The 26,507-nt window shown below is 63.3% G+C and carries 22 protein-coding genes and 4 tRNA genes; 2 read left to right on the top strand and 24 right to left on the bottom strand.

The features are described from left to right. Positions 1-44: 44 nt before the first annotated feature. The 24 genes from B5F73_RS01025 to B5F73_RS00910 all read right to left on the bottom strand — a co-directional run bounded on the left by B5F73_RS01025 (position 45) and on the right by B5F73_RS00910 (position 23,863). Entirely contained in the window at positions 45-1,043 is a 999-nt protein-coding gene (locus B5F73_RS01025; protein WP_087225099.1) for a 1-phosphofructokinase family hexose kinase, read from the bottom strand. A 151-nt stretch (positions 1,044-1,194) separates the two neighbouring features. Then, a tRNA-Arg gene (locus B5F73_RS01020) sits at positions 1,195-1,271 on the bottom strand. Positions 1,272-1,307: 36 nt separating this feature from the next. Next, positions 1,308-1,886, bottom strand: coding sequence for an NUDIX hydrolase (locus B5F73_RS01015; RefSeq protein ID WP_239379752.1), 579 nt, complete (start codon positions 1,884-1,886; stop codon positions 1,308-1,310). Between the two features lies 1 nt (position 1,887). Then, positions 1,888-2,670, bottom strand: a complete 783-nt coding sequence (locus B5F73_RS01010; RefSeq protein WP_239379751.1) for a DNA/RNA non-specific endonuclease — start codon at positions 2,668-2,670, stop codon at positions 1,888-1,890. 55 nt (positions 2,671-2,725) lie between these two features. Further along, positions 2,726-2,801, bottom strand: a tRNA-Lys gene (locus B5F73_RS01005). Between the two features lie 5 nt (positions 2,802-2,806). Then, a tRNA-Lys gene (locus B5F73_RS01000) sits at positions 2,807-2,882 on the bottom strand. Between the two features lie 13 nt (positions 2,883-2,895). Further along, positions 2,896-2,971 (bottom strand) — tRNA-His (locus B5F73_RS00995). Between the two features lie 332 nt (positions 2,972-3,303). Further along, positions 3,304-3,522, bottom strand: a complete 219-nt coding sequence (locus B5F73_RS00990; protein ID WP_087225094.1) for a hypothetical protein — start codon at positions 3,520-3,522, stop codon at positions 3,304-3,306. A 1-nt stretch (position 3,523) separates the two neighbouring features. Further along, positions 3,524-3,748 (bottom strand): hypothetical protein, encoded by a 225-nt coding sequence (locus tag B5F73_RS00985; RefSeq protein WP_087225091.1) that lies wholly within the window; start codon positions 3,746-3,748, stop codon positions 3,524-3,526. A 12-nt stretch (positions 3,749-3,760) separates the two neighbouring features. Continuing rightward, positions 3,761-4,513 (bottom strand): Fic family protein, encoded by a 753-nt coding sequence (locus B5F73_RS00980; RefSeq protein ID WP_087225088.1) that lies wholly within the window; start codon positions 4,511-4,513, stop codon positions 3,761-3,763. A gap of 72 nt (positions 4,514-4,585) precedes the next feature. Beyond that, the gene (locus B5F73_RS00975) at positions 4,586-5,413 is read right to left on the bottom strand and encodes a hypothetical protein (protein WP_087225085.1); all 828 of its coding nucleotides are present in this window, start codon (positions 5,411-5,413) and stop codon (positions 4,586-4,588) included. Next, positions 5,410-6,525 (bottom strand): HIRAN domain-containing protein, encoded by a 1,116-nt coding sequence (locus tag B5F73_RS00970; protein ID WP_087225082.1) that lies wholly within the window; start codon positions 6,523-6,525, stop codon positions 5,410-5,412. The genes B5F73_RS00975 and B5F73_RS00970 overlap by 4 nt, the downstream gene beginning before the upstream one ends. A 58-nt stretch (positions 6,526-6,583) precedes the next feature. Next, a complete protein-coding gene (locus B5F73_RS00965; RefSeq protein WP_087225079.1) occupies positions 6,584-7,330 on the bottom strand; it encodes a Fic family protein in 747 nt (248 codons plus the stop codon). A gap of 12 nt (positions 7,331-7,342) precedes the next feature. Then, the gene (locus B5F73_RS00960; RefSeq protein ID WP_087225076.1) at positions 7,343-7,540 is read right to left on the bottom strand and encodes a hypothetical protein; all 198 of its coding nucleotides are present in this window, start codon (positions 7,538-7,540) and stop codon (positions 7,343-7,345) included. 679 nt (positions 7,541-8,219) lie between these two features. Next, positions 8,220-11,390: a DEAD/DEAH box helicase family protein gene (locus B5F73_RS00955; RefSeq protein ID WP_087225072.1), complete on the bottom strand. Its 3,171-nt coding sequence runs from the start codon at positions 11,388-11,390 to the stop codon at positions 8,220-8,222. A gap of 3 nt (positions 11,391-11,393) precedes the next feature. Further along, a complete protein-coding gene (locus B5F73_RS00950; RefSeq protein ID WP_087225069.1) occupies positions 11,394-13,412 on the bottom strand; it encodes a site-specific DNA-methyltransferase in 2,019 nt (672 codons plus the stop codon). Next, positions 13,412-14,026, bottom strand: coding sequence for a DUF4391 domain-containing protein (locus tag B5F73_RS00945; RefSeq protein WP_087225066.1), 615 nt, complete (start codon positions 14,024-14,026; stop codon positions 13,412-13,414). Before B5F73_RS00945 ends, B5F73_RS00950 begins: the two co-directional genes overlap by 1 nt. Next, positions 14,019-17,171: a helicase-related protein gene (locus tag B5F73_RS00940; RefSeq protein WP_204206228.1), complete on the bottom strand. Its 3,153-nt coding sequence runs from the start codon at positions 17,169-17,171 to the stop codon at positions 14,019-14,021. Before B5F73_RS00940 ends, B5F73_RS00945 begins: the two co-directional genes overlap by 8 nt. 334 nt (positions 17,172-17,505) lie before the next feature. Then, positions 17,506-17,715 carry a hypothetical protein gene (locus B5F73_RS00935; protein ID WP_087225059.1) on the bottom strand — a complete coding sequence of 70 codons (210 nt, stop codon included), beginning with the start codon at positions 17,713-17,715 and terminating at the stop codon, positions 17,506-17,508. A gap of 29 nt (positions 17,716-17,744) precedes the next feature. Further along, entirely contained in the window at positions 17,745-18,230 is a 486-nt protein-coding gene (locus B5F73_RS00930; RefSeq protein ID WP_087225056.1) for a type III toxin-antitoxin system ToxN/AbiQ family toxin, read from the bottom strand. 286 nt (positions 18,231-18,516) lie between these two features. Then, complete coding sequence (locus B5F73_RS00925; protein WP_087225053.1) at positions 18,517-19,962, bottom strand: alpha/beta fold hydrolase; 1,446 nt, start codon at positions 19,960-19,962, stop codon at positions 18,517-18,519. Between the two features lie 346 nt (positions 19,963-20,308). Then, the gene (locus tag B5F73_RS00920) at positions 20,309-21,325 is read right to left on the bottom strand and encodes an aspartate-semialdehyde dehydrogenase (RefSeq protein ID WP_087225050.1); all 1,017 of its coding nucleotides are present in this window, start codon (positions 21,323-21,325) and stop codon (positions 20,309-20,311) included. A 56-nt stretch (positions 21,326-21,381) separates the two neighbouring features. After that, positions 21,382-22,713 carry an aspartate kinase gene (locus B5F73_RS00915; RefSeq protein WP_087225047.1) on the bottom strand — a complete coding sequence of 444 codons (1,332 nt, stop codon included), beginning with the start codon at positions 22,711-22,713 and terminating at the stop codon, positions 21,382-21,384. A 19-nt stretch (positions 22,714-22,732) separates the two neighbouring features. After that, entirely contained in the window at positions 22,733-23,863 is a 1,131-nt protein-coding gene (locus B5F73_RS00910; protein ID WP_087225044.1) for a homoserine dehydrogenase, read from the bottom strand. Between the two features lie 102 nt (positions 23,864-23,965). Between B5F73_RS00910 and thrC the strand changes: the two genes are divergently transcribed. Together thrC and thrB are read left to right on the top strand one after the other, a co-directional pair. Then, entirely contained in the window at positions 23,966-25,447 is a 1,482-nt protein-coding gene (gene thrC / locus B5F73_RS00905) for a threonine synthase (protein WP_087225041.1), read from the top strand. Continuing rightward, positions 25,444-26,352 carry a homoserine kinase gene (gene thrB, locus B5F73_RS00900; protein ID WP_239379750.1) on the top strand — a complete coding sequence of 303 codons (909 nt, stop codon included), beginning with the start codon at positions 25,444-25,446 and terminating at the stop codon, positions 26,350-26,352. The genes thrC and thrB overlap by 4 nt, the downstream gene beginning before the upstream one ends. Positions 26,353-26,507: the final 155 nt, after the last annotated feature.

The raw sequence follows: 26,507 nt of genomic DNA, 5'->3' as shown, positions 1-26,507 counted from the left end.
TACGTCCACGCCCTCTCGGGCGATGTGACCCCTGAGCGCCGAGGCTACCTCTCGGCTGCCGCCTCCTGGGCGGCCTCGCGCGCGCGGTTGTTCTCCATGTCACGGGCGATGGTGCCGGGAATGGCACGGCCCATCTTCTTGTAGAGGGCGGCCACCACGCGGTCGATCGTGGCCCGCTTGGCGATGCCCTTGCTCGCCGCGGTCGCGGTGCCGCAGGCGGAGGCGAAGATCAGCGCCGTCTCATAGTCGGCACCACGCGTGACCTGAGCGAGGAAGCCACCGACCATGGAGTCGCCGGCGCCCGTGGCGTTGACGAGCCTGATCTTGGCGGTGGGCACCACGTGCTCCGCGCCGTTCTCGTCGAGCAGCAGCGACCCGTGGCCGCCGCAGGAGATGATGACGTTGCGGGCGCCCGCGTCCTGGAGCTTGTGCGCGTAGGGCATGCACTCCTCGGGCTCCTCGATCTCAACGCCAAAGATGCGCCCGACCTCGTGGTTGTTGGGCTTGATGAGGAAGGGGTGCGCCTCGAGGGACTCCATCAGGAGCTGGCCCGGGGCGTCCACCACGAACTGGATGCCGCGGCCGCCGAGGCGACGCATGATCTGCATGTACATGTCCTCGGGAAGCGAGTTGGGGATGGACCCCGTGAGGACGAGCGTGTCGTCGGCGCCGACGACGTCCATGCGCTCGAGGAGCTCGTCGACCTTCTTCTCGGGGATCTTGGGGCCCATGCCGTTGACCATCGTCATGACGATGCCGTTGAGCTTGATGTTGATGCGGGTGTAGCCGCGGTCGAGAAGGACGAAGTTCAGCGCGACGCCCTTCTCCTGGAGACGGTGGAGGAGGTAGTCGCCGGTGAAGCCCGCCGCGATTCCCATCGCGATGCTGGGCACGTTGAGCTCGTTGAGCAGCGTGGAGATGTTGATTCCGTTGCCGCCGCAGTGCAGCTCCTCGGAGGAGGACCGGTTGGTGAAGCCCATGTCGAGCGTCAGCGGGTGCATGACGTAGTCGAGGGCAGGGTTCAACGTCATCGTATAGATCAACGCGCGCTCCTTCCAACGGATGTGCTCGCACCTGTTAAGTATGACTCATATCCCCCCGTGGCCAGCCGAAATTTTGCGAGCGAGCCACTCGCCGCCGCAGGAGGCGGCAAAAGGCCGGACCCGCGTTTGTGGGCCCGGCCCAGACTCGCTCTGGTGCGCCCTGAGGGATTCGAACCCCCGACCTTCGGATTAGAAGTCCGCGGCTCTATCCAACTGAGCTAAGGGCGCGTTTCTCGGCCGACGCGCGGTCGGCGAGCAATCATTCTAGAGCATCCCGTAGGCCCTCGCCGCGAGAATGCCCGAGACGGTCTTCGCGTCGTCGATGAGCCCGGCGCGGATTGCCTCCACCGCGTCGTCGAGCGGCACCCACACGACGTTCAGGAACTCCCCCTCGTCGAGGGACGCCTCGCCCTGGGTGAGGCCGTGCGCGAAGTAGACCGACGTGTGCTCGTTGGTGAAGCCCGGCGCGCCGTAGGACTCGGTGAGCAGCTCGAGCCGCTCGGCGACGAGCCCCGTCTCCTCGGTGAGCTCGCGCGCCGCGCAGACGTCGCGCGGCTCGCTCGGGTCCACCTTGCCCGCGGGGATCTCGAGCGTCATGCGACCGAGTGCCACGCGATACTGCTTCACCAGGCAGACGCGCCCGTCGAGGACCGCGACCACGCCGGCGCCCCCGTGATGGCGCACGACCTCGCGCCAGTCGTGGGAGCCGTCGGAGAGCTCGACCTCCAGGTGCTCGACCGAGAAGATCCTCCCCTCCCACTCACGGTCGGTGCGCAGGACGCCCTCGTACAGCACGGGGTCATCCTCGAGCGCGCGGCGAATCGCCTCAAGCCCCTCTGACACGTCAGACCTCCCAGAACTCGCCGGTCTCATAGTCGATCTCGAACCCGCCGACGGCGTTGAAGACCTCGATCTGCTGGTCGAGGCTCCCGTCGGAGGAGCGCACGTCCACGATGACGCTGCGGCAGACGAGCTCGTCCCCCTCGTAGACGGGCGTGGCGGAGTAGTAGAGCGTTCCGTCGCGGTGGTCCCACAGCCAGTCCCGGGCGATTTCCTCCGCATATGCCATGCCGCCATCCTGCCCGTGGTTGTCGCCCACGTTCTGCGTGCGGGTGCCGGTCACCATGTTCTCGGGGACCTCCTCGCCGCCGAGCGACTTGGCGAGCAGGTGGCTCCGGTTGAAGAGCGCGCCGTGATAGGTGTCCCCGTCGGGCATGACGATGTCGACCTCGCGGTTGTGGCCCCAGCCGGAGGGATGGATCCACGACATGTCCTCGCGCTCACGGTCGCTGCCCTCGCGCGCCATCTCGAGCGTGACGCACGCGGCGACGCGGCCCGTGCGACCGAGCTCGTCCATGCCCTCGTAGCTGATCTCACCGGGCTCGAGCTCGACGTCGACGTCGGCCCTCCCGACGATGCGGTAGTACTCCGGGTAGTCCTCCTGGTTCCAGGTGTTGTATTCCGTCTGCTGCGTCGAGATGCTCCCGACCTGCGCCGACTGGCCGCCGGACGGCGAGACGGCACCGGACCCGAACGCGGTCGCAACGGCGACGAGCAGCGCGGCAACGAGCGCGAGCGGCCCGCGGAGCTTCGTGTTTCTCGGCATGTTGGACGACGGACGGGACACGCGGCCTCCCTGGTTACAGAAAAGGGGTCGTCTTGCGACGACCCCCGCCTTATCGTGGTGGATCGTCAGGGGTTCGAACCCTGGACCTTGGGATTAAGAGTCCCCTGCTCTACCAGCTGAGCTAACGATCCAAAAATGGTGGATCGTCAGGGGTTCGAACCCTGGACCTTGGGATTAAGAGTCCCCTGCTCTACCAGCTGAGCTAACGATCCGTATTCGATTAGATGGGGTGGGCGAAGGGTCTCGAACCCTCGACCTACGGAGCCACAGTCCGTCGCTCTGCCAACTGAGCTACGCCCACCATTTCGCCACCTCTTGAAGCAGCTCGACTATTATGCAAAACCGCGTCGCCCGATGCAAGGACTTTTTCTCGCGCGAGAAGAACGTGTGGAGGAGCGGCGCTCGGAGTCCGACGGGACCGTTCTTCTCGCCTCCTGCGGCACGCGCTTCAGGCGCCGCCCCGAGGTTATGCGGCGTTGCTGAGGTTATGCAACGTTGTCACAGCCGTAAGTAAGGATGAAAGACATATATTTGCAGGTAAATTAGCTGGCGATAAGATCGTGTCGCCAGACGGACGTTGCATAACCTCGCAGATGTTGCATAACCTCCGGGAGGCGGGCGCGGCTGGCGCGCTCATGCCCCCGGCGAGAAGAGCAGCGTGAGCACGAGCCACCCAAGGTAGACGAAGCAGCACAGGACCAGCAGGGTCAGACACCCCAGACAGCCGTTCCCGCAGCCGGGCGACCCGGAGCCGCCTCCCCGCACGAGCGGGTCGACGCCGTAGTGGGTGAAGGCGCGCTCGGAGGTGGACCACCGGCCGTTGCGATTGAAGTCGAAGGGGTTGCCCGCCATGCTAGAAGATGGTCTCGACGCCGCGGTCGGGCGAGAAGCGCATGTTGCCGACCTGCTGCTCGGTGACGCTCGTGCCGTCCGGGCGCGTCACCACGCGCAGGCCATCCCCGGGCTCGCCGATGACCGTCGACGTCTCCCCCGTCAGGACGTCCCAGCGCAGCGAGCCGAACTCCTGCTCCATGTGCATGCCGTCGGGTCCCAGGACCGTGCGGATGGGGTCGTCCATGCGCGCCTCCCGTCAGTCGTCGAGCAGGCCCTCCCAGGTGAGCATCGTCTCGGAGCGCAGGAAGCGCCTGAGCGGGCCGAGGTCGCCCTCCAGGTGGAAGACGTCGAGCGCCGCGTGGTAGGCGGCGTGGTTCTGCGCGTGGATCACAATCGGCGGCATGCCCATCGCGAGCAGGACGCCGTTCATGAGCAGGCGCGCCGTACGCCCGTTGCCGTCGGCGAAGGGGTGGATGTCGAAGAGCTTGGCATGGAGGTAGGCCGCGATGGTGAGACGACGCTCGCCCTCCTCGAGGTAGGTGTTCACATCGTCGGCGAGAAGACCCACCGCGCGCGGGACCTCCGCCGCGGGGATGCCCACGCTCGCCGGGCCGCCCACGTAGTTCTCGAGCTTGAAGGTGCCCGGGCGCTCGCCGGCAAGCAGGCGCTTCTCGTCGTAGGTGCCCATCGTCACGAGGCCCTGCGCCTCCTGGATGAGCTCCTCGGACAGGCACGGGTCCTCGGCGAGCTTGACGCGCGCCAGGTCCCAGGAGAGCTTCAGATTGTAAGTCTCGATGAGCAGCTGGACGTCACCGGTATAGCCCGTGACGGACCCCGTCTCCACGATTTGTCTGACGGTCTCGTAGGTGAGCTCGGAGTTCTCGATCTTCTCGGAGTTGTAGACGTAGTCGGGCACGAACTCCGCGAGCAGCTCCTCGCGACGCTCGGGAGCGAGGGCGCTCCACTTGGCGACGAGCTCGTCGTACTGCGGCTTCAGCGAATCTGCCATGGGACACCTCCTGTCCTCGGCCTGTTGGGGGCATTGTAGCGCCCGTCGCGGCCGCGCGCGCCGCCCCGTCCGTCAGAGGCGCGGACGCCTCGGCAAGGGGCCGGTGGTACCAAAGAGATCGAGGCCGACCTCGCCCACCACACGGCGCAGCTCCGCCTCGTATCTCGGACGACGCGTGGTCCCGGTCAGGCGCGAGGCCAGGTGCGCATACGAGAGCAGCACCCCGCCCTCCCGTGCCACGCGCGCCGCACGGAGCAGATAGCTCCCCAGCCACGTGGCCGGGCGACAGGCCGCCAGGTCAAAGAGATCGGAGGCGATATAGTTCCCCAGCCCGCAGCTCTTGAAGTCGATCGTCGGGTACGGGGGGCGTTCCCCAAGCGAGCGGGCGAGAAGCACGGCCGTCTCGAGGAGGCCCTCGTCCCGCCAGCTCACCCAGTAGTTCGCTGCGACCAGCATGAGGCCGGCGCGGTCGCGCGCCGAGAGCAAGTTCGCGTCGAGAAGGGCGCTCAGTACCGGGCCGCTCGCACGAGAGATCGCATGCAGGTAGAGACAGCCCGAGAACTCGTGGCCCGGGGCGGGGCGCCGCGGGCGATGTCGACCGCAGAACTCGAGCCGCCCGCTTCCCAAGGCGAGAAGATCGCGGAGGTAGCCCCTCACTCTCCCCTCTCGTCGCGCGAGCGTGTCCCCGGGGACGATGACCGCCTCCGGGTACGGCGCGAGCGTGACGCCCCACCCGGCGAGCGCAAGCGCCGCGCGAGAGCTGCCGGCCGCGATGGCGCGCGAGAGCGCGACGGCGGGCATCTCCGCCGGCTCGCCGGAGGAGAGCAGCTCGGCGCACGCCTCCGCGTCGTCCGCGAGCGCGGCGAGCACAAGGCGGGTCATGACGTCTTCGGGCCTCATGACCGACCTCCCCAGTCCACGACGACGCCCTCGTCCGGCGCGCCCCACGAGAACGAGCCGGCGTCGAGCACGCCCAGGGGCTCGGGCGCCAGAAGGCGCGTGGGCGAGAAGGTCATGGGGCTCACGCTAATCGCGGCGGCGCCGACACGCGTCGTGCCCTCCGGCACGCGGTAGTCGACGCCCGCAGACGGGAGCTCCGGGTCGTCATGCTCGTGGCTCGGCAGGTCAGCGTAGAGCGAGAGCAGCTCGAGCCCGTCGGCCGTGCGCCCGAGCAGCGAGCCCTCACGCGAGCAGAGGCGCTCGTTCGCGCCGTCGACCTCAAAGTAGCAGGGACGCCACCCCTCGCCATAGGTGGCACGTGCGGCAAAGGCACCCGAAGCGACGTGGCGGACGCCTGCGGGGACGCGGACGAGCCAGCCCGACGCCTCGGCGAAGGCGAACTGGTGGATCTGCTCGAGCGTGTCCGGCAGGATGACGCCCCCGGCGCCGGACTGCGCGCAGGCCCACGGCGCAATCTCGCGCACGCCCTCGGGGATGACGAGAACCGCCGGCGGTTCGGCGCCCTCCGGCAGCCCCACCACGGTCTTCTCGTCCGCCGAGACCATCACGTCGCCCAGGCGGTGACGACCCGCCGGATCGTCGTCCGCGAGATAGAAGCAATGCTCCGGGGGATCGGACCACCCTCCGTCAAAGGGGTTTCTCAAGGGTGGTCGATAGCGCATGTCACAGAGCTCGTAGCGCTGCTCCCGGGCGTAGAAGCGCACCCAGACGAGCGGCACGGCCACGTCCTCGCGCACGGTGTTCTTCTGCGTGGGCCTGAGCACCTCGCAACGCGTGCGCACGCCTGCGTCAAGCGCGCCGGCCCAGGCGCGGGCGAACTCTGCCGGCAGATATCCAAGCAGCTCACCGCCATGCTCCACGCGGATGGCGTCGGCGTCGTGGGCGTTCTCGGGCTCGCGCACCAGATCGACCTCGTCGCCCAGTCGCAGCCGCAGGCACGCCCCCTCCGCCCCGTGGTAGCGCGCCCCCACGACGGAAGCCTCCCACGCAAAGCGCAGCGGCACGCCGTCAAATGGCGCAAGGTCCGCTATGTCCGGCAGCGCACGCGGCATGGAGTACCTCCTCCCGAATCCTCACGCAAAGCGTATCAGGGAGGCCGGACATAAATGCCTACACGGCCCCATCCCAGGTGAGAAGGCACTCGGTCACGAGGAACTGCTTGAAAGGCTCAAGGTCGCCCTCATCATGGAAGGCGTCGAGCGCGCCATAGTACGCCATCCGGTCCTGCTCCCTGATCACCACCGGCGGGTGACCCATGGCAAGAAGGACCATGTTCATGAGCAGGCGAGCCACCCGCCCGTTGCCGTCGGCAAACGGATGAATGTCAACAAGCGAGGCATGGAGATAGGCGGCGACGGTGAGCGCATGACCATCATCAGAAAGGTAGGTGTTCACATCATCGAGGAGATCCCGCATGAGCTCGGGGACGTCCGCCGCGTCAGCGCCAACCGCCTTCGCTCCAACAACGTAGTCACCCAGTTTGTACGAGCCGGGCCTCTCCCCACTCCCCCAACGCTGCTCGTCGTACGTGCCGTAGGTCAGGAGCTCGTGAGCCTTAAGGACAAGATCCTCCGTGAGCTGCAACCCGGAATTTGCGAGCGGCCTCGCCCACTCCCAGGAGGTCTTGAGGTTCTGTATCTCAAAGAGCGTCCGCACGTCACCGGTGAAGGCGACAATGCGACCGTTCTCAAAGACCTCGTGAGTGTCGTGATACGTGATGGCGTCGTTCTCTATCTTTCCGGAGTTATAGGCGTAGTTGAGGACAAAGTCGTCCACACGCGCCTCGCGCGAAGGGGCGGGGAGCTCCCTCCACCTCGAGACAAGGCCCTCGTAGCTGGCGAGAAGAACGTCGGGCATCGGCCTCACGACCTAGAGGTAGTCGGCAAGGCGTGGACGCTCGCCAAACTGCTTGCTGGGACGCTTGCGGCTCGCCGTCTCATTATTGTCGCTCACGAGCACGAAATCACCTGACGCAAGGGCCTTGGAAAGGCTGCCGTGGGCGCTCACGTACGCAAGGAGACGCTGGTCGTCCACGAGGTTGCCGCTTGGGTCCTTCCATATGCGCATGTGACATCCCCCCAATCTTGCCGCAACTTGGACGATTGTACCCGCTTGCGAGATTGACTAGGTTGACTCTGGTAATCTACAAGTCGAGCGCCCCTACAACCCGAGCGCCTTTATAGCTCTATGGTTCTTTCCCTAGCTTTAACGTTGCATGCGCACTTCTCCATGCACTCTTCAGGGAAATTAAATATATAATTCTCACTAAAGAAGATTGCCCGAAAACGTGTACAGGATTGATACGTTTGGACAACCAGATCATAGCCCTCGCCTGCGAGCTCCCGAAACGAATGGTCAAATGATTCTTGGTAGGTTTCTAGAGCCAGTAAACTATGCATGAGATAGTTTCTTTTCTTAATCCATGAAAGCGTACTCGATATCTGATCCGGAGAAAACGACTCCGAGACACAACTGATGCCAGCGTCCATAAGTCTTTGGACGCACCTAACCTTGGTTCTCAACGCAAGTTCGTTCTTCTTACTCTTGCATTTTCCCTTACAGTATTTACATGCTGTTTTATACTTACCGAGCGTGCGAAAGTATCGATTCTCAAGACAAGAATACTCGAGCCACGCAGCCTCAAAATAATTCTCGCTATCCATTGCTCCTTTGATTTTGTTCAGGAAAAAATCGTGCATGTCGCGCATCTCAAGCCTGCGCTTCATGTCCTCCGTAGAGTTCACGATCACTCACCCACAATCCTCAGCAGCTTCTCATAGCTATCCACCACGTCGTAGTGCACGTCGGCATCGCCCATCTCGTTGAAGAGCTTCTTCGCGCACGCGATTTTCGCCTGCTCGATAGGACGCAAATCCAACGTGCTCATCGATCCCTTGGTCTCCGCGACAAAGAAGACGTGCTTCACGCGCTCACGTTTGAAGGCGATAGCCCAATCGGGGGCGTAGTTGCCGACCGGCGTCGGTATCTGGAACGAGCGCGGCAGCTTGGCGTAGACGACCACCTCGTCAGCCGCATCCAGGTCCTCGGCAAACCGCCGCTCCACTGACTTCACTGCAGTCCCGTCCGGGAACACGTAGTCCTGCACGTTCTTCTTGGACCGGTAGGCGCGCGCCATGCTCTCCGGCATCGTCTCGGTGAAGATTGCCGCGTCGTAACGCTCCTCGAGTCGGTTGTAGCTGATGTGCTCCACGATCATCGTCGCCTTCTCGTCAACGATGGCGTCTCCCACCTTGGCGATGAACTCCTCGGGGTTCTCCTTAAAGAGAGCGAACTTCACGGGGCTCATCTCGGAGAGAATCCTCGCCGCGCTTCGACGGGTGATCTTCGCACGCTTGGCAACCTCACCCACCAGGTCGTACTTGACGTGGATGGGAGACACCTCCGAGAGACTGTGCGTCTCGGTGTGACTCACCTCGAAGCGGCTCTTCGAGTCAAGCTGCTCGGCGCTCCCCTCCTTTGCCTGCTCTCCCGTGACGATGCGATACGTCACCTTGGAGACCATGAGGTTGCGGTCGATGTTGTCCACCGCCTTGCGGCGCAGCTCGTCGTCATCAAAGTGAACGGTGTATGCCTGCTTGAAGTTGATCTTGTTCCAGAGCTCCTGGAACTCCCTCTTTCCGAAGTTCTCGTTCAGGGGGTTGGAGAGGACCTTCGCCTCGAGACCGTTGCTCACCATGTCATCGAGCACCGAGCCGTCAAAGACGCTCGTCAGAGCGGTCTCGATAAGCGGGAGCTTCTGCTCGATAACCGTGCGCGCGGCAACGGGGAGCGTCTCGATCTCCTCGCGCCTGATGCCCTCGGTCTTGAACTTGTCGGTGACGCTGCCGTCGAGGCCAACGTACTCGAGCTTCACCAGCACGTTGTGCACGAGCTCGGCCTGCTCGCCATCCAGCTCGAGCTTCACGCCGCCCGATCCGACATAGTGAAAGTCCCGGAGGAACTCCCTCGTGACCTTCTTCGGCCGCTCGCGCAGCTCTGCGCGGATGTCCCTCTGCAGGTCGTTCACGAAGCTCGAATAGCTCTCGGACGCGATGACCGTAAGCAGGTTCACCTTCTGGACCATGTCCTCGCCGAGCGCGCCAACATCCTGACGGTCGCCCTCCTGGTTCACGCACAGACGCATACCGCGCCCAACCTCCTGTCGCTTGCTCGTCTCGGAGCCAGACTCCTTGAGCGTGCAGATTTGGAAGACGTTGGGGTTGTCCCATCCCTCGCGCAACGCCGAGTGAGAGAAGATGAAGCGCGTAGGCTCCTCGAAGGAGAGCAGGCGCTCCTTGTTCTTGAGGATGAGGTCGTAGGCACTTTCGTCATCGGAGTCCTCGGAGCCGCGCTTGGTGGTGCTGTTGATCGCGTGACCCTTCTTGTCAATCGAGAAGTACCCCTTGTGCACCTGGCTCGGCTCAAACTGCTTGAGATACGAGGCATAGGAGCCGGGTGCGTCGTCCCCAATGCGGGGAGAGCCAAGCCTCTCTGCTACAGCAGCGGCGTACTCCTCCTCGAAAACCTTGCCGTAGCCGACCGTCAGCTCTTCCCCATCATCAACTGAATACTCGCGATACTTCTTCACCTCATCAATGAAGAAGAGCGAGAGGCACTTGATGCCCCGTGAGTAGAGCTGCTCCTCCTTCTGGAGGTGACTCTTGATGGTCTCGCGAATCTGTACACGACGAATGTCCTCGCCCACGGTGTCACCGACAACCTCGCCGCAACGCAGCTCCTCGCCATTGCGGAAGCGCACGTAGCCAAGGGCACCGTCCCGGTCGGCGCGAATCTCAGAGACCACGAAGTCGTTGCGATATGCCTCGAGCTCGCCCGAGGCAACATAGATGTCATCACCCTCATCGAACGAGCCGATGACCTTCTTCACGCTGCCGTTAGCCATGAGCTTCTTGAACTCGATGCGCGCGACAGGAGCGGCCTTGCTCACCTTGATCTCCTGCAGGCAGAGATAGCCGTCTGTGCCACGCATACCACGCACCTCAAAGCCCTTGACCTCGATGCGCTTCACAAGGCGCATGTTGTAGGCATCAAGCGCGTCAAGCGCGTAGACCTCGTTGTGATGCTCTGCGTGCGTGGCCGAGTAGTTGAGCGAGAAGAGCGGGCAGAACTGCCGCATCGCCTTGCGCGTGGCGCTGTTCTTCTTTCCCATCTTCTGAGGCTCATCGAGGATGAGGATGGGGTTGGTTGCCGCCAGGACGTCGATGGGACGACGACTGCCAAAGTCGTCGCGCTCGGAGAACATGATGCGGGCGGTCTTGTCTCCCCCGCGTCCCTCCTTACTCTTGGACTCGTCAAAGGCGTTGAACGCCTGCATGTTGATGACCATGACGGAGATGTCGCTCCGGCTAGCAAAGGCATCGAGCTCGTTCAGGCGCGAACTGCTGTAGACGAACCACCAGATGCGCTTTCCGTAGCGATCAGCAAAGTGCCGCTCAGTGATAGCAAGTGATTTCGCCACGCCCTCGCGAATGGCGACGCTCGGCACCACGATGATGAACTTGGACCACCCGTAGCGCTTGTTGAGCTCGAAGATCGTCTCGGTGTAGACGTAGGTCTTACCGGTGCCTGTCTCCATCTCAACGTCCAGCTCACAGGCGCCAAGTGCGTGGCTGAGCTTGCCCGAGCGCTCAATGCCATTGCGGTCCTGGACCTTCTTGATATTGTCGAGAAGAACGTCGGACCCCATCGTTAACGGAGCGTTCTTGTAGCCATCAGAGGCACCAGCATCAGAACCGTCGAAGTTGCCAATGAACGCCTGGCCCCTCTTGTTATAGAATCCGGCCCCCAGGTCACGAACGAACTGCTGCCCATCAACTTTGGGCTGGCCTTTGAAGACATCGGCAACTGCATCTGCCGCCAGAGTCTGGTACTGCTGGACCTTGAACTTGAACTCCATAACCTAGATCACCTCGACCTCGGTAATGGAACTGTAGTTCTTGAAGATCTCGGCAAAGTTTGAGACGGCATCGTCACCGGCGAAGGAGGCGTCGCGCATGACCGCGTAGTCGGGCTCCATCTTGGCCATTGCCGTCATGACCTCGACGGGAACGTCCCTGTCGAAGCAGGCGACCAGACGCCCGCCGTCAACCGAGAAGACAGTGCATCCGTCGACGTGGAGCTTTTCGATAGGAGCCGAGAGCTCGATCTGCTTCTTGAGCATCACCTGGATGATAAGATCGTCGGGTGCGCGGTCGAGCTTGAGGTTGTCCGCGAACGTAAGCATCGCATCCTGGGAGAACCCGTCCGGTTCCACAGAAACGTCCTCGAAGTTCGAGGAGTCGATCTTGAGCACACGGAAGCCGATGTCCGGAACCTTCTTTGGCTCCTCACCGAGCTTGAGCTGGCGGTTGGACTCCTCCACCTCAGCGGCAATCTTCTTGCCCGCACGGCGGATGCGCTCCTTACCTATCTCGCAGATGTTCTTGTAGCCAGCCTTGGCAGCCTCCGACTTCTCATCGCAGACCTCTGGCAGCTGCACCATGATGAACTTGCGGCTTCCGCCGTCCTCCGCGTTGAGCCGCATGACAGCATGAGCGGTGGTGGCGGAGCCAGAGAAGAAGTCGAGAATGATAGCGTCCCTTCTGTTAAGCCATTTTGCAAGTTGCTCAATTAGACGGACGGGCTTCTTTCCATTTTTAAAATCCACGCCTCCTTCTTTGGCCACGTTCATCATGTCAGAATAAAAGCCCTTCCAAAGAGCACCTCGAATTGTAGTGCGCTCAAATCTCGGCCTATATTCATCTGAGTAATGCAAAGTCTTTTCAAATGATTGAAGCTGCTCTATTCTTCCCCTACTGTTCTTTAGTAGGAGGTATCCAGAATATTCAACAACTTTTCCAACAGGCATGTCCAGCTTTTGAATTGAGGACATATTGATCATAGTTTTTTGGTATAGCCTACTTGCGACATAACGATAAAAATATTCCTCAAACTCACTGGATATATTAAGCAATATTTGAAGACTGTCTTTAGAATAATCAAGCCCGTAGCGTTCGAAATATTCAGCAGACTCAGGGGTGTTCCTTAGAAATTCAAGAAGTGATCTAGTAGCCCCCTTATCATCTAATATGATATCGAAATGATTATCATACTTTGTCGCCCTATCATATAAAGGCATTCGATTCAATGATGCCAGCTCTTTGTTGGCTGAATAAACAGTCACATACTCGTGATTCTTTACAATTTGTCCTTTTTGGGCAGCCGCAACTTTCATCCCTTGAGTTTTAGAAATCTCGACGCATAGGGTGGGGAAACCATTGCTGCAGCCAAATATCTCATTACATATCTGCACAAGTGATTGCAATTCACCATCGTCGATTGAGATAAAGATAACTCCGTCATCACTCAGCAAATCCCTCGCGAGCAACAGACGCGGGTACATCATCGAGCACCAGTCGGAGTGGAAGCGGCCGTTGGACTCGGGGTTGGCGACGAGACGGCCTCCCTTCTCGTCGTAGTCGCCGCTCTCGGCATCGTAGTCGGCCTTCGTCCGCGCGAAGTCGTCGTCGTAGATGAAGTCGTGGCCCGTGTTGTAGGGCGGGTCGATGTAGATCATCTTGACCTTGCCGGCGTAGGTGTTGCGCAGGAGCTTGAGCGCGTCGAGGTTGTCGCCCTCGATGTAGAGGTTGCCGGTCGTGTCCCAGTCCACGCTCTCCTCGGGGCACGGGCGCAGGCACTTGTCTATCTGGCGGTACGCCTCCTGCTTGGCCTCGCGCTTGCCCGGCCAGGTGAACTGGTAGCGCTCGCGGCTGCCCTCGGCGACGTCGCCCACTCGCTCCCTGAGGGCATCGGCGTCGATGGCGTGACGAAGGGTGCCGTCGGGCTCGCGAACCTCGGTCACGACCTCGGGGAAGAGCGCGGCGAGCTTCTCGACGTTCTCGTCGAGGATGCTCTCGGTGGTGTGGGACAGCTTCTCCATCAGGACTCCCCCTCCAGACGGGACAGCTCCGCCTCGATTGCGCGTTTGCGATCGAAGAGAGCGTTCTTCTTTGCGATTTGCTTTTCTGATTTGCGCTTCCGCTCAACCTGCTCGAGCTCGAGCCGCAGCGACTCGCTCCGCCTCTTGCGCTCAAGGCGCCCAGCAAGGTCAACGGAGTTGGCGTCGCCGAAAACGACCTGAGAGGCGATGGAGTCCCACAGCTCTCCTAAGGTCGATCCCGCCAGCTCGAGCTTAGCGTCATCGACTGATACCCATTCCGTCTCATAGAGACGATCTCGCCTCACGAGCAGCTTGCAGGACTCGTCCGTCAGACAAACGAAGAGCAGCTTGTTGGGTATCGAACGCGCAACCAACTCGATTGCCTCGTAGGGAACATCGGCACCTTTGAGGTGGAGCGCGAGGACATCTATCTCCGCCACATCCTTGTCGCCAGGGATGTGGATGCTGGCCTCCTTGATGGAAGCGACCATCTCGATGCGCTCGATCTGCTGGACAAACTGCTCCTTGATGGCAGTCGTTGTCTTGAGGTGCTCGTAAAACGCCTTCTTGGGCATCACACGGTTGACGAGCACCGTGCTCGGCAGGTTAAGCACGAGGCCTCACCACCAGGAAGCAGACGAGCTCGAAGTCATCGAGGCCGGCGACGTCGTTCTCGAGGAAGCTCGTAGTACCGCCGGAGAAGAAGCTGTCGAGGTCGGCCTCGGCCTTCTCCTCCACGATCGAATCGATGGCACTGCGCAGCAGGCTCGAGGCGGCACGCATGTCTCGCCCGTTCTTCGTGGCCTTGTTGTAGGCACGGCAGAGCGCTGCATCTGGTTCGGACTTACCCTTGCACAGGCGTCTCATGGCGTCGAGAGACTCTTTGGGATCGAGGTAACCATGCACGACCTCGCCCTCGTCGCTCACGTACACCAGGTAGAACGGGTGAATCTGGTTGCGTGTCTTGGCGTCGAGCTCCTGATTCACGTTGCGGAGCACGAAGATGATGCCCGGAGTGTCGCCTTCCACCACGGCATCAATGCCCGTGGGAACGCGGTCGATGTCCGGGTTCTCCTGGTGGTAGGAGACGAGGTCCATCCGGAAGTCGTTGAGACCGAGGTCGGTGATGGAGACGCCGCCCGAGACGTCCTCGAGGTCCACGACCTCATGCTTCATCTGCTCGAGCTGCTGTTTGCGATACTCGAGGTCGCCCTTCTCGTCCTCGTTTATGTAGTCGTCGTCGCCGGTCGAGGTCATGACGACGGCGTGCATGCGATTCTCGACGCGCGCCTTGAGGTTGATATAGTGATCAAGGTCTTCATCCGGCCAGAAGTTGACGAGCTGAATGGCGTCGTTCTTGGAGCCGATGCGGTCAACACGGCCGAAGCGCTGGACTATGCGCACCGGGTTCCAATGGATGTCGTAGTTCACAAGATAGTCGCAGTCCTGGAGGTTCTGGCCCTCGGAGATGCAGTCCGTGGCGATGAGGATGTCGATGTCCTTGCCGCGCAGACGCGGGTAGACCTTGTCGCGGTCCTTGGAGACAGGTGAGAAGCAGGTGAGGATCTCGGAAAGGTCCCCGCGGACGCCCTCAACGTTGGTCTTGCCGCCACCCGATCCCGTGACCTCTGCGACTCCCAGCCCCAGCTCGCGGGACGCAAACTCGGAGACGTTCTCGTAAAGGTAGTTCGCGGTGTCGGCGAACGCCGTGAACACGATGACCTTCTTGTTGCCCGGGTTGATGGGGTTCTCGGCCTTCTTGGCAATGAGCCGTTCGAGACGCAGGAGCTTGTCGTCATGCTCGGCATCGATGCTGCGAATCATCTCGAGCAGGCCCTCAATCGTCTGAGCGTCATCCCGGACGTCCTTCTCCCAGCTTTTCCAATCGAGGTCGCGAAGATCGAACTGCGTTTTGCCGCCCACGGAGAAGTCCATGAAGTCGGCATCCTCGTAGTCGAGGTCGAAGTCTTTGCCAAAAGAGGAGGTATCCACCTTTGCCGTAACCGCGCCCTCCGCCTTGAACACCTCAATGGTGTTGAGGCACTGGTTCATTACGGAGAAGACGCGCTCGAGCGTGAGCCTGAACGACGAGACGGAGCTCTCGAGACGCTTGAGCAAGTTGGCGGCCATGAGCTTGCGGACACCCGTCTCGCGACCGCTCGTGGTGAGGTTGCCATTCCTGTCCTCGTACTTGCCTCGAGCCGAAGCCAGCAGATAGTGCGATGGGATGTAAACCGCGAGCTTGAGCAGATCAAGCGAGTTGGCAATCTCGCTGTATGTGGTGCTGTTGGGCAGCGTGGAGAGCTTGGGGTAGATTGAGATGGGATCGTTGCGGCGCGGGAACGGGCCGATGGCGCTCACGTCGTAGTACCGCTGGATATGCTTGCGCGAGCGAGCAACCGTCACCTGGTCGAGAACCTTGAAGAAGTCGAAGTCGAGCGAATCAGTGAGCGCCTCGGTGCTACGCCCCTCGACGGGAAGCTTGGACCAGACCGTGAAGGCACCCTGGGCGCTCTTGAACACGTCCTCAATGTTGGAAGAGAGCCCCAGCTTCTCCGACCACCCAGCCGGATCTCCCTGATAGGCGAGCCTTAGCTGGTTGCGCAGGTCACGGAAACGGTTGTTGACGGGGGTGGCGGAGAGCATGAGCACCTTGGTAGGGACTCCACCGCGAATGACGTGGTTGAGCAGACGCTGATAGCGGTTCTCGGTACCACCCGTCCCGTCGTCCCTTGCCGCAGTTGCCGTGTCTTCGCCGTTGCGGAAGTTGTGGGACTCGTCGATGACGACGAGGTCATATCCGCCCCAGTTGATTGTCTCCAGGTCCATGCCCGTGACGGTCTTGCCCCGCTTGCGCGAGAGGTCGGTGTGGTAGAGCACGTCATAGCGGAGACGATCGCTGGCTATGGGATTGTTGACCTGGTTGTTGCGGTACATCGTCCAGTTGTCCGAAAGCTTCTTAGGGCAAAGGACGAGCACGTTGCGATTGAGCGACTCGTAGTACTTAATGACAGCGAGTGCCGTGAACGTCTTGCCAAGACCTACGCTGTCGGCGAGGATGCAGCCATCGTAGGTCTGGAGCTTGTTGATAATGGCAAGGACCGCGTCTCTTTGGAAGTCATAGAGAAGGTTCCAAATGGCACTTTCACGGAAACCCGTTCCCTCCTTGGGCAGGTTGTCCACCGAGACATCGTCAAGGAACTCGTGGAAGATTCGATAGAGCGCTGCATAGTAGATAAGTTCGGGCGCATTCTCCCGATACATTGCCTGAATGTTGTCCACGACTGTATCCGTGACGTCTTCGAGCCCCCCGTTTTCCCACGCCTGATCGAACATGACAAGGAACTGTCGGGACGTCGAGGTGTCAAGACGCGACACGCCCGTCACGGTAGGATGGTCGCCCACCCCAAGCTCTCCCACCGTAAAGCGCTGGAAGGGCATATAGGTAGAGGCGTCTTCCTTTCCGCTCACGGTCAGCGCGGGGGCAACAGGCGCCTGACCGGTTGTCGCGGACCTGAAACGAGCCTTCTTCCTGATCCAGCTCGCGCATTCCGACGCAACGGCTTTCTGGGTAAGCTCGTTGCGAAGCTTGATTTCAAACTCTGTGCCGTAGAGTCCCTGCTCGCGCGAAAGGCGCGGGATGTAGAACTCACGCTGCTCCTTCTTGGCGTGCTCCTTGGCAAAGGTTGGCTCGGTGTATATGAACCGGAACTCGTCGAGCGACTCGAGCTGCTCGCGAAGCTCGTTGAATGCGTACATGGAGAACACCGACGCCGCAATAGAGACAGTATCCCCTTCTTCTATGACCCTGATAAGGTCATCTTTGAGAATACTGGTTCTGTTGTCGAAAAAGGCATTGTCCATTCGCTACGCCACCCCCTCGGGGCGGCGTAGCAGGGCATGCGGGACTAGACGGGCACTCCTACTCGGAGAACCCCCCCCCGTTAGGTTTTTGCAGTTCACAAGCGCATTCATGTGCTCGCTCCCGTTACGACCGGCACCGTCCCCATCGTAGCGAGGGCACCGGACAATAATTCAACACTCCCATGATACCGAGAGTTGCAAGCATTCGCACATGCTGGTGGGCGGACGGTCAGTCCTCGACCTCAATCTCTCCCACAATGCGCCGCAGATAGTCGGGCAGCGTCTCAAAGCTCTGGCCGTAGAGGTCGAGCAGCGCCTCCACACGGCGACGCTCTACCGGCGCGCGCCGACTCTCGCGCAGCAGCGCCTCAGCCTCACCCGCAAGCTGCTCCTCGGCGAGGCTCCCCCACGCCGCCCACCCGGGCATGCCATCACTCATGCGAGCCCTCCGTTCTTCTCGGCCGTTTTTTACAAGAACTCCTTGCAGGCGGTCTCAAGCACCGTAAAGTCATTGCAGCGAGCCGCCAAACGGGTCGACGTTCCGTTCTTGATCTTGTGCCGATAAAGGTTCCGTGCGCTCTTCCTAATGCGTCCGGAGAGAGCCCTGATTTCCCGATACTCCGCCCGAAGAAGGGAGCGATACGAGGGGTCCTCTACCTTGGAGATGTCAACATAGGTGCACTGATTCTCGGGAACGGGAAACATGCAGTTCAAGTTGATGACGGCGTAGTCCTTGAGCTTGATGAGGTCCAAACCCTCCTTCATCTTTCGATGTTTGTCCTTGAAGGAGGATAAGGGGGCAAAGTAATCCATATCGTTCACCGTCAGCACGACACCGATATACTTTCGGGAGAACTTCTGCCCGTGGCGCTTGTTATGAAACAAGTGCGGAGCAAGGGGAGCCAGATAGTCGACATAGCGTTCGCTCACTTCGTAGATTCCAATGTCTTCCATCTCAACCCCTCCCAAATAGACAAATCGAGGGCAGGCAGAGCCCACCCTCGCTGTTACGCTCGCACTCAGAGCGGCGAAACGCTCACTTATAACTTTCTCAGTTAGGGCCGAGATATGCCCGCTTATAACTTTCTCCGTTAGGGCCGAGATATGCCCGCTGCCTACAGTCTATGCCAGTCGTCACATAGAATCCACCGACAATGTCGGGCAATCAATTCTTCATAGGCGCGCACTCGGTCAGCGACTTCGATCCCGCCCGCCAATTCTCGTGGCAAGACGACCCTTGCTACAGCAGGCCCGCAAGGTCGCCGCGGTCACGTGCCTCGTCCAGCAGGTGCTTGAACACACGGTCGCCGTGCAGGCCGTCGTGCTCGAATTCGTTGGTGACCCAGGCGTGGCCCGCGCCCACGCGGCCGAGCGTGTCCAGCTGCAGGCTTGCGTCTACGTAGAGGTCGTCGAAGTAGACCGCCGCCTGGAGCGGCGTCTCGTTGGCGAGAAGAGCCGCGGGGTCGTAGGGCCGGCCGAACGACGTGTCCGCCATGAGGCACCCCATCGCGCCCGCGAAGGGCCGCAGCTCCGGCATCTCCTCGAACATCCACGGGAAGCAGGCCTCGCCCGTGAGCATGAGGGGTCGCGCGACGGGGTCGAACTCGGGACGCTCGCGCCAGGCGCGCTCCGCAGCCCACGCGATCGGCGCGTCCAGCTCGCCGTCCGCATAGATGAGCTCCTGGAGCACCCAGTAGAGTGGGTTCGCCGCAACGTTGGTGGTCGACCACGCGCCCGCGAGAAACGCCGGCGAGAGCTCAATCTTCTCGGCGTGCCCGCGCACTGCGGCAAGAGCCGCGTCCGCGGAGCCGTCGCCGGCAGTGAAGGCAAGGTCGAGCAGGTTGTGAAGGCGCTCGTGGCCCGGCTTCATGCCAAGGCCCTGCCCCAGCGACTGCAGGCGTCGCGGGGAGAGTGGCGAGCCGTCTGGCAGGCGCACGTCTCCGACGGCGGCGCGGCCGGCGAGGAGCGCGAGGCGGCGCTCGTCGTCCGGGTAGCGCTCGTAGAGGAGGCTCGTCTTGGCGACCATGCGCGGGAACGTGTGGGCGTAGATCTCCTCGGCGCTCGCCGGCACGTGCGGGATGCCGCCGCAGGTGAAGCACGCCGCCGCGGCGCCGGGGAACGTGGAGAGGTACGCGAGCGTGAGAAAGCCGCCGTAGCTCTGGCCGAGCGTGACCCAGCGAACGCCGCCGAGCTCCTTGAGGCGCAGGTACTCGAGGTCACGGACGATCGAGTCCGCGAGGAAGCGCTTGAGGAAGCGGGCCTGCGCGGCGGCATCGCCCTCGCGCGCGATCGTGGCGCCGTCCACGCGCGAGGAGCGTCCGGTGCCGCGCTGGTCGGGCAGGATCACGCGGAAATGGCGCACCGCCTCCGCGACCCAGCCGTCGCTTGTCGGCGAGGTGAGGCGCGGGCTGGCGCCGCCGGGACCGCCCTGGAGAAAGACGAGGTACGGGAGGTCGCGTCCCACGTTCTCCGGCGCGCTGACCACGCGGTAGAAGAGGCGCAGGGAGCGACCCTCGAAGGCGGGATCGCACTTCTCGGCCGCCGACGCCTCCGCGAGCAGCGAGGTAGGCGCGCTTTCGACGCCCGCCAAGCGCGCGGGGGACGTGCCCCGCCAGTCGAGCGGGACGTCGATCGCGTGGTCCTCGACGGCGAGGCCGGGCAGGTAGTAGCTTGTTAGGAGCGCCATGAGTCCTCCTGCTTGCTGTTAGTACGACTGTTGATGCCAAGAACTGCATGGTTCTGTGTTATTCTCCCCTGCCGCGCTTCTCGCGAGGCCGGATTCGAGAGATATCACTAGGTTTTGGGGCAATTCTTTTATGCACTAGATGAAGTATTGCTGCAAAACCATGCCAAACGTGACGCAGGCACACAATCTTGTCCGCAAACGGGCCCTGTTTGGCTGCACACGCGCCTCGGACATAAAACTTGTTGCCCAAAACCCAGCAGGAGCGCCGCGAGGACCAGAGGGCCGCGCGTAAGCCGAGAAAAGCAGGGGGGCCGAGAAGAACCTCGACCCCCTGGCGTCCTTCTCGCTAGACCAGGTACTCCGCGATCTGGACCGCGTTGGTGGCGGCGCCCTTGCGGATCTGGTCGCCGCAGCACCAGAACGTGAGCGCGCTCACGCCCTCGGGCGCGGAGAGGTCGCGACGGATGCGGCCGACGTAGATGAGGTCCTGGTCGGAGGTCTCGAGCGGCATGGGATAGCGGCTCTCGGCGGGGTCGTCCACGACCTTCACGCCCGGCGCGGCCTCGAGCGCGGCGCGCGCCTCCTCCACAGAGATCGGCCGCTCGAACTCGGCCGTGATGGACTCGGAGTGCGAGCGAACCACGGGCACGCGCACGCAGGTGCAGTTCACGCGGAGCTCCGGCAGGTGCATGATCTTGCGGCCCTCGTTGAGCATCTTCATCTCCTCGGAGGTGTAGCCCTCCTCGTTGAAGCCGCCGATCTGCGGGATGAGGTTCTCGGCCAGCTGGTACTGGAAGGGCTTGCTCTCCCCCACCGGCTCGCCGGCCGCCACGCAGCCGATCTCGCGCACGAGCTCGTCGAGACCCGGCTTTCCGGCGCCCGATGCCGCCTGGTAGGTGGAGACGACGAGGCGCTTCACGCCCGCGAGCTGGTGGAGCGGCCACACGGGCACGAGGCCGATGATCGTGGCGCAGTTGGGGTTGGCGATGATGCCGTGGTGGGCCGCGATGTCGCCGGCGTTGATCTCCGGAACGACGAGCGGCACGTCGGCATCCATGCGGAAGGCGTGCGAGTTGTCCACGCAGACGGCGCCGCGCTTCACCGCCTCGGGCATGAGCGCGCGGGCGGTGGCGTCGTCAGCCGCGCCGAGGACGATGTCCACGCCCTCGAAGGCGTCGGGCTCGGCCAGGCGCACCGGAACGTCCTCGCCGGCAAAGCGCACGGTCTTGCCTGCGTCGACGGAGCGCTGGCTCGCCAGCGGCACGAGCCTGCCCACCGGAAAGTTGCGCTCCTCGAGGCACTGGAGCATCTGCTGGCCCACCACGCCGGTGGCGCCGAGGATGGCAACGGTCTTCTCGCTCATGGCGGTTCCTTTCTTGTGAGAACCTGACAAAGTGACCTGGCACCTTTGTCAGGCTGCTAGCCGGCGGTGACCATCTCGTCGCGGACGAAGCGGTCGTAGATCACCTGGATGGCGCGGTCGAAGTCCTCGTTGTTGACGCCCAGGATGATCGAGATCTCCTGGGAGCTCTGCGTGATCATGCGGATGTTGACGCCGGCCTCGCCGAGCGCGCCGAAGATCTTGCCGGAGGTGCCGGAGCGCTTGGACATGTTGCGGCCGACGACGGAGATGAGGGCGAGCTTGTCCACCATCGTGATGTCGTCGGGCTCCAGCTCGCGGCGGATGTCGGAGACGATGGAGTAGATCGAGTCGCGCACGTCGGAGCCGTTGACCACCACGGAGAACGAGTCCACGCCCGTGGGGATGTGCTCCACGGAGACGCCGTAGCGCTCCAGGATGGAGAGGGCGCGGCGCACGAAGCCGACCTCGTTGGACATGTGCGCCTTCTTGACGTGCACCGAGATGAAGTCCTTCTTGCCGGCGATGCCGGTGATCAGGTGCTCGTCCTCGCCGGCGCGGGCGCGCTCGCGGATGATCGTGCCCTCGTCCTCGGGACGGTTGGTGTTCTTGATCTGGATGGGGATGTTGACCTCGCGCACCGGGAAGATGGCCTCCTCCTGGAGGACGGAGGCGCCCATGTAGGAGAGCTCGCGCATCTCGTCGAAGGTGATGCGGCGGATGGAGCGCGGGTGCTCCACGATGCGCGGGTCGGCGGAGAGGAACCCGGAGACGTCGGTCCAGTTCTCGTAGAGGCCCGCGTCGATGCAGCGCGCGAGGATGGCGCCCGTGATGTCACCGCCGCCGCGCTGGAAGAGCTTGATCTGGCCGTCGACCGTGGCGCCGTAGAAGCCCGGCAGCACGAAGGAGCCCTCGCGCACCATGACGTCCTTCAGGCGCACGGCGGTGCGCTCCATGTCGACCTCGCCGTTGTGGTGGAAGACCACCACGTCGGCGGCGTCGACGAACGGCATCTGCAGGTACTCGGCCATGAGGTGGGCCGTGAACCACTCGCCGCGGCTGACCACGTACTCGGGCGAGTGCTTCTTGATGTTCTTCGCGAAGAGCTCGAACTTCTCGTGCACGGGCCACTTGAGGCCGAGCTCGGAGGCAATGTCGAGGAAGCGCTGCTCGATGTCGGCGAGAAGGGCGGTGCAGTCCACGTGGTACTGGATGTGGGCGTTCACCAGCAGGAGCAGGTCGGTGATCTTGTTGTCGGCGGAGTCGCGCTTGCCGACGGCGGAGACCACGACGAAGCGACGGTCGGGGTCGGCCTCGACGATGGACTTGACCTTGCGGAACTGCTCGGCGGACGCGACGGAGGAGCCGCCGAACTTCGCGATCTTAATCATGCTGAGAAACCTTGCCTTTCTACGCCGCGCTCACCGCGGCCATGAACGTGGTGGGGTCGGCGACGAGCGCCTCGTCGAGCAGGGCACGGGCGGCCTCGGCGGTGAGGCCGCGGACGAGGACGGCACCGGGGCCGTAGGGCTCCGCGTCCCCGAGCTCGGCGGTCGTGCGCAGGACGTAGTCCGACCGCAGCAGCGTGGGGTCGTAGGAGAGCGGGCGGGAGAGGTCGTAGACGGGACGACGCGCGCCGCTCGCGCAGTCGAGCACGTCCTGGACGATGGCGTTGCCGGTGGGCAGGCTCCCCGCCCCCTGGCCGTAGAACTTGAGCTCGCCGACCGTGGTCCCCTCGAGCGTGAGGAGGTTGAAGTTGCCGGGGACGCTGGCCTCGAGCGAGTCGGCGGCGACGGCCACCGGCTCGACGGCGGCGGCGTAGCGGCCCTCGGAGGCGACGCCGCGGCCGAGCAGCTTCACCGTGCGGCCGTGGGCTGCGAAGAGCTCGAGGTCCGCCTTCGTGAGGTTGCGGATGCCCGACGCGGGGAGGTTCCTCTCGCACGCAACGTCAAAGGCCACGGAGGCCGAGATGATCGTCTTGTTGAGGACGTCGATGCCGTCGATGTCGGCGGAGGGGTCGCGCTCGGCGTAGCCCAGGCGCTGCGCCTCGGCGAGGACGACGTCAAACTCGGCGCCCTGCCTGCGCATGGCGTCGACGATGTAGTTGGTCGTGCCGTTCATGATTCCCGAGAAGGACGTGACCTCGTCGACGCGCCTGACCTTCTCGACGCCCGCGATCCAGGGCACGCCGCCGCCGACCGCCGCCTCGACGTAGAGGCCCGCGCCGGAGGACGCCGACGCGGCCGCGAACTCGGAGAGGTGGGCGGCAACCACGGCCTTGTTGGAGGTGACGACGTGACGGCCGGACTCGAGGGCGGCCATGATGTAGGTCCGCGCCGGCTCGAGGCCGCCCATGCACTCGACGATCAGCTCGATCTTCTCGTCCGCGAGAATCTCGTCGTAGCTCGCCGTCATGCGGGGGTCGCTCAGGCGGTCCGGCAGCTCGAGGATGCGCGTCACGCTGACGCCTTCCACGCGCTCGGAGATGATCTGGTCGACGCCTCGGCCGACCGTCCCATAGCCGAGGAGGGCAATGTTCATGGGCGTCCAATCTTTCGAGTGTGTGTCCGTCGGGCCTTGGCACCCCGCGCTACGGCTATGATACTGGCAACAAGGCCGACACGCCGCGACGCAAGGAGCACCATGTCGTTCTATCACAGCACGCGCACAGGCGCGAATTCCGTAACAAGCAAGCAAGCAATCCTCGCCGGAATCGCACCTGACGGTGGCCTCTACGTCTCCGACGAGCTGGGCGAGAAGACCCTTCCGCTCGAGACGGTGTGCGGCCAGACCTACCACGAGACCGCGCGCCTCGTGCTGGGGACGCTGCTGGGAGACTACACCGACGAGGAGATCGCCCGCTGCGTGGAGGCCGCCTACGGCGCGCAGTGGGACGCCCCCGGCATCTGCCCCGTGACCCCGCTCGGCACCGACTGGCTGCTCGAGCTCTACCATGGCCCCACCTGCGCCTTCAAGGACGTCGCCCTCCAGATGCTGCCCCAGCTCATGGGCGTGGCGCGCGGAGCCGACGGCGAGAAGATCATGATCGTGACCGCCACCTCCGGCGACACCGGCAAGGCCGCCCTCGACGGCTTCGCGGGCGTGGACGGCATGGGCGTCACGGTGTTCTACCCCGCCGGCAAGGTGTCGGACATCCAGCGCCTCCAGATGGTCACGCAGCTCGGGGGCAACGTTGCGGTCTGCGCCGTCAACGGCACCTTCGACGACTGCCAGGGCCAGGTCAAGCGCGTGTTCGCCGACCGCGAGCTCGCGGCGCGCCTCGCCGAGGACGGCGTCGCGCTCTCCAGTGCCAACTCGATCAACGTCGGGCGCCTCGCTCCTCAGGTCACCTACTACTTCGACGCCTACGCGCAGCTCGTTCGCCGCGAGGCAATCCGCCCCGGCGACGAGGTCACCTTCTGCGTGCCCACCGGCAACTTCGGCGACGTCCTCGCCGGCTACTACGCCAAGCGCATGGGCCTGCCGGTCCGCCGCCTCATCGTGGCCTCGAACGCCAACGACGTGCTCACCGACTTCCTCACGACCGGCACCTACGACCGTCGTCGCGACTTCCACAAGACCATCTCGCCCTCGATGGACATCCTCGTGTCCTCCAACCTCGAGCGCCTGCTCTACTTTGCCTCGGACGGAGACTGCGAGCTCGTCGCCTCCCTCATGGCGGACCTCGCCGAGAAGGGCGTCTACACCGTGCCCGACCGCGTCATGGACGAGATTCGCTCGGTGTTCTCCTGCGGACGCGCCGACGACGAGGCGACGCGCGCGACCATCCGCGACGTCTGGCGCGAGCTCGACGTCCTTATCGACCCGCACACTGCCGTCGCCAAGCACGTGCTCGACGCGACGCCCGCCGACGGCACCGAGCGCGTCTGCCTCTCCACCGCGAGCCCCTACAAGTTCTGTGCGGACGTCCTGGCATCGCTGGGCGAGGTCACCGACGGCATGAACGGCTTCGCCTGCATGGACGCCCTGGAGCGCCTGACGGGCACCGTCGCCCCGTCCCAGCTCTCCGGCCTGCGCGCGGGCGAGGTCCTCCACGACGACGTCTGCGATCCTGACCGCGTGGGGGCCTTCGTCGAGTCCGCCTGCGCCCGGGTGTTCCTGTGATCGGGGCCGACGGGCGGGAGCGTCCCGTCGCGATCGTTCGCGTTCCCGCGACGAGCGCCAACGTGGGTGTGGGCTTTGACTGCCTGGGGCTCGCGCTCGATCTCACGGCGACGTTCCTGATGGCGCCGGCCGAGCAGCTTGAGATCGTTGGCTGCGAGGAGCGCTTCCGCGGCGAGGACAACCTCGTGTGGCAGAGCTACCTCGATGCGTGCGGCCGCCTCGGGGTCGAGCCTGTGCCGCTGCACATCACGATCCTCTCCCCCATCCCGCTCTCGGGCGGGCTGGGGTCCAGCTCCGCCTGCGTGATCGCGGGCATCGCGGGCGCCATGGCGCTCTCCGGCGACGGCTTCGACCGCGAGCGCGCGCTCGAGCTCGCCTGTGCCGAGGAGGGGCATCCCGACAACGTGGCGCCGGCTCTGCTCGGCGGGCTCGTGTGCTCCTTCGTCGACGACGGCCGCACCACCTCCACGCGCATGGGCGTGGCCGACAACCTGCGCTTCGTTGCGATTGCCCCGCCCTACGAGGTCCGCACCGCCGACGCCCGGCGCGTGCTGCCGGAGGAGGTATCGCGCGAGACGGCCGTCTGGCAGATGGGGCGCTGCGTGGCCACGGTGCGCGCGCTCGAGCTCGGCGACGCCGACCTTCTCGCCAAGGCATGCCACGACCGGCTCCATGAGCCCTACCGCGCAAAGCTGATCCCCGACTACGAGGCCCTGCGCTCCGCGGCGCTGGACGCCGGCGCATGCGCGTTCATGATCTCCGGCTCGGGCTCCACGATGCTCGCCGTGGCAGACGGCGACGAGGCGGCCGGCCGCGTCAGCTCCGCGCTCGCCGAGACGTGCCCGGGCTACTGGCTGCGCGCGCTCGCGGCCAACACCCTCGGCACCACCGTCGAGGTCCACTAGCGCGTCCTTCTCGCCTGTCCTTCTTTACCACCCGCATACCCCCTAGGTTTTGGGCAACATCTTTGATGCTTTACAAGCAATTTGCGAGTTTTGCATCACAAATGTTGCCCACAACCTTGAAAAACGAGGCGAATCAGGCACACGACATAAATCGT

The sequence above is a fragment of the Olsenella sp. An270 genome (assembly GCF_002159735.1).
GTDB lineage: Bacteria > Actinomycetota > Coriobacteriia > Coriobacteriales > Atopobiaceae > Thermophilibacter.
The sequence above is the reverse complement of the archived record's forward strand: the minus strand, read 5'-3'. Positions and strand labels throughout refer to the sequence as shown.

Coding starts and splice junctions, on each gene's coding strand:
- B5F73_RS00935 (WP_087225059.1), bottom strand. CDS start 17,715: ATGAGTGATGGCATGCCCGGGTGGGCGGCGTGGGGGAGCCTCGCCGAG.
- B5F73_RS00950 (WP_087225069.1), bottom strand. CDS start 13,412: ATGGAGAAGCTGTCCCACACCACCGAGAGCATCCTCGACGAGAACGTC.
- B5F73_RS00990 (WP_087225094.1), bottom strand. CDS start 3,522: ATGGCGGGCAACCCCTTCGACTTCAATCGCAACGGCCGGTGGTCCACC.
- B5F73_RS00960 (WP_087225076.1), bottom strand. CDS start 7,540: ATGCGCATATGGAAGGACCCAAGCGGCAACCTCGTGGACGACCAGCGT.
- B5F73_RS00985 (WP_087225091.1), bottom strand. CDS start 3,748: ATGGACGACCCCATCCGCACGGTCCTGGGACCCGACGGCATGCACATG.
- thrC (WP_087225041.1), top strand. CDS start 23,966: ATGTCGTTCTATCACAGCACGCGCACAGGCGCGAATTCCGTAACAAGC.
- B5F73_RS00925 (WP_087225053.1), bottom strand. CDS start 19,962: ATGGCGCTCCTAACAAGCTACTACCTGCCCGGCCTCGCCGTCGAGGAC.
- B5F73_RS00970 (WP_087225082.1), bottom strand. CDS start 6,525: ATGCCGCGTGCGCTGCCGGACATAGCGGACCTTGCGCCATTTGACGGC.
- B5F73_RS00930 (WP_087225056.1), bottom strand. CDS start 18,230: ATGGAAGACATTGGAATCTACGAAGTGAGCGAACGCTATGTCGACTAT.
- B5F73_RS00940 (WP_204206228.1), bottom strand. CDS start 17,171: ATGTACGCATTCAACGAGCTTCGCGAGCAGCTCGAGTCGCTCGACGAG.
- B5F73_RS00980 (WP_087225088.1), bottom strand. CDS start 4,513: ATGGCAGATTCGCTGAAGCCGCAGTACGACGAGCTCGTCGCCAAGTGG.
- B5F73_RS00965 (WP_087225079.1), bottom strand. CDS start 7,330: ATGCCCGACGTTCTTCTCGCCAGCTACGAGGGCCTTGTCTCGAGGTGG.
- B5F73_RS00975 (WP_087225085.1), bottom strand. CDS start 5,413: ATGAGGCCCGAAGACGTCATGACCCGCCTTGTGCTCGCCGCGCTCGCG.
- B5F73_RS00910 (WP_087225044.1), bottom strand. CDS start 23,863: ATGAACATTGCCCTCCTCGGCTATGGGACGGTCGGCCGAGGCGTCGAC.
- B5F73_RS00955 (WP_087225072.1), bottom strand. CDS start 11,390: ATGGAGTTCAAGTTCAAGGTCCAGCAGTACCAGACTCTGGCGGCAGAT.
- B5F73_RS00915 (WP_087225047.1), bottom strand. CDS start 22,713: ATGATTAAGATCGCGAAGTTCGGCGGCTCCTCCGTCGCGTCCGCCGAG.
- B5F73_RS00920 (WP_087225050.1), bottom strand. CDS start 21,325: ATGAGCGAGAAGACCGTTGCCATCCTCGGCGCCACCGGCGTGGTGGGC.